This is a genomic window from Microcoleus sp. A003_D6 (genome assembly GCF_036702825.1).
Lineage (GTDB): Bacteria > Cyanobacteriota > Cyanobacteriia > Cyanobacteriales > Microcoleaceae > Microcoleus.
The window spans coordinates 1-2496 of the sequence record NZ_JAUBWA010000270.1; the positions used below are offsets into that span (position 1 = coordinate 1).

Sequence of the window (2496 nt, forward strand, 5' to 3'; positions counted from 1 at the left end):
AAAACATCGACGGGTCGGTTAATTAATTCTGATGTGAATGCTTCGTACAACATTCTCTCAAAAGCAATCCCAAATGCTTTGTGCGATGGGATAGGGAGCTGTGTAGTTCAGCCAATGCGGGTTAATCCGCTCAAAGTAAAAGTGAAGGGGGAGGGACTTAATGCCTCCCATGTCATGCAATAAATGACTATACTTTTACTAGCTATTAGCTGTAATCTTAGCTAAGGAGACGTTGTTCGATCGCGCCTAGAGCTCGACTCTCACAGCAAGCCGCCCGGTGGGCTGGCACGGCGGGAGCGATCGAACAGTAGCAATTAGCACCATGATTTCGTCTGCCCCTCGATCGTCCGGGCGATCGGTGGTTCTCCTTAATGTTTTCCGCTGCTCTCTTCCAGAATTACTATTAATTTATGTGTATTTATTTTTCTTTTGCTAGAGCCGGAACCCGCCGAACCAACATTTTTTTTGCCCTATACTGGTATAATATATCACAGGCAATTGACCATTTCTTTTGGCCAATGCCCGATCGCGATTTTCCGATATTTCGGAAACCTGCTTGCAGTTAAAGATAAAGTATTAATTAGAGGGTGCCTGTTCGAGTTGTAGAAATCCAGTGGTAGAAAGATGGTGGTGGAAAAATCTCAATATTGCTCGATCGAGTTGCACTACCAGCTCTACTCTGGGGCCTTGTATAAATATAGCGTCAAATTTTACCCTTTAAAAGCCCATGTCAACCCAAATAATCCTTGTAGAACCAAGGTTGGCAGTAGCCTCTCCCAAACCTAAACAGTCTAAACCGGGAGATCCGTCCTCAGACCAACTCTTCATGGGAGCGTCGGGATTACTGTTGTTATTGCTTATCGGTTTAGCGGTGTTTACCAAGCTAAAACTCGGCGATTTGAGCAAAAAGCTCAAATTTGAGGAGTTTAGAAATCGAGAACTCCAGAAAAAATACAAAATGGCTCTGGAAACCCTGTCAAAGATGGAAAAAAATCCCGACCTCATCCACTCGCGAGACTTTAATTTAGACTACCTGAGAATGCGGATGGCGGAAGAAGTCTTTCACTTTGCCATTGTGAACCAGATTAAGGTAAAAGTCAAAGACAAAATTAGTATTGCCCTGCGTCCGACTCAGGGTGCAGTGGGAGATAAAAACGGGAATGCCGGCAGCGGCAGGCAAGTAGATTCGATGTTTGATATCGAATACGAAACTGGAGATCCCGCAGTAAAAATAGAAAAGCGAGTGCTGTTTCGGATTCAAATTAAGCTGATGAAACTGCCAACTCAGGCAACATCAGCGACAATTAATCAAATTATTGACTGTTTGGAAACTTATCTGAGTCCTTCAGACGACCACGACAGTTGGCAGCCGACAATTCAAGGTCGCATCGTTCACATTGAGTGGGATCAAAAGGCCAAGCCCACGCCGATGTTGGTGCTGGAACAGTCGAATGAAGGGGTAAATGTTACCTTTAGGACTACGAGAACGCCTGCCGGCAGACCTGCGAATGACGCTGAGAGCCAGTTGACAGGAGCTAAAGGCCAAAAAAGTGGTAAAAGTAGTTCTAAAAGTCCAGCCAAAGGTGGGACAAAAAGTCCAGCCAAAGTAGGAGGAAAGCGTCCCGGTTCTCGGAAATAAGTTTAGGTGAATTAATTTTATTTTGCAGAAAGAACGCCTGTTGCAGCCGGTGTTGATGTATCTTGTGCGAGGTAGCCGTCTTCCATGTGAATAATGCGATCGGCAATATCTAAAATCCGGTTGTCGTGGGTGACGAGCAAGATGGTACTGTGCTGTTCTTTGGCTAAACCTCGCATGATTTCCACCACATCTCGACCGGATTTGCTGTCTAGCGCTGCTGTAGGTTCGTCGGCTAAGATTAATTTGGGCTGGCTGACTAATGCGCGGGCGATCGCAACTCTTTGTTTCTGTCCGCCAGAAAGACTGTCCGGGTAATAATCTATTCTTTCTCCCAACCCCACAGCTTCCAGCATTCGCTCTATTTTATCATTAGTTTCTTGCCCAGAAAGATGGCTGTGCAGTTCTAAAGACATTTGCACGTTTTGCCTAGCACTCAAGCATTTGAGCAAGTTATGAGCTTGGAAAATATAACCGATGTCGCGGCGGACTTGAACTAATTTATTTTTCCCCGTTCCCGACAATTCTTGGTCGAGAATTTTAAGACTACCTTCTTGGATCGATCGCAAAGCTCCAATCAAGGTTAACAAAGTTGTTTTACCCGACCCCGAAGGTCCAGTCATCAGCACGATTTCACCCGGATAAATTTCGAGGTTGATGTCAAATAATGTCTGTTTGCGAAGTTGTCCTTCGCCGAAGTAATGATTGAGATTTTTAATTGAGACAACTGGTAAAGTATTCATTGATAATTTGTAGCTGTTAATTCGTAATTTGTAATTGGTATTTCCTTCTTCCTTCTTCCTTCTTCCTTCTTCCTTCTTCCTTCTTCCTTCTTCCTTCTTCCTTCTTCCTTCTTCCTT

General features: G+C 44.4%; 2 protein-coding genes and 1 pseudogene. 2 read left to right on the forward strand and 1 reads right to left on the reverse strand.

What is annotated here, in order from left to right:
- Together QUB70_RS32305 and QUB70_RS32310 are read left to right on the forward strand one after the other, a co-directional pair.
- A pseudogene (locus QUB70_RS32305) lies at positions 1 to 183 on the forward strand (RNA-guided endonuclease TnpB family protein); the annotation flags it as partial.
- A 544-nt stretch (positions 184 to 727) separates the two neighbouring features.
- Positions 728 to 1639, forward strand: a complete 912-nt coding sequence (locus tag QUB70_RS32310) for a hypothetical protein (RefSeq protein ID WP_332985885.1) — start codon at positions 728 to 730, stop codon at positions 1637 to 1639.
- A gap of 17 nt (positions 1640 to 1656) precedes the next feature.
- On the opposite strand, the gene QUB70_RS32315 is transcribed toward QUB70_RS32310, so the two are convergent.
- Entirely contained in the window at positions 1657 to 2379 is a 723-nt protein-coding gene (locus QUB70_RS32315; protein WP_332985886.1) for a DevA family ABC transporter ATP-binding protein, read from the reverse strand.
- Positions 2380 to 2496 lie beyond the last annotated feature (117 nt).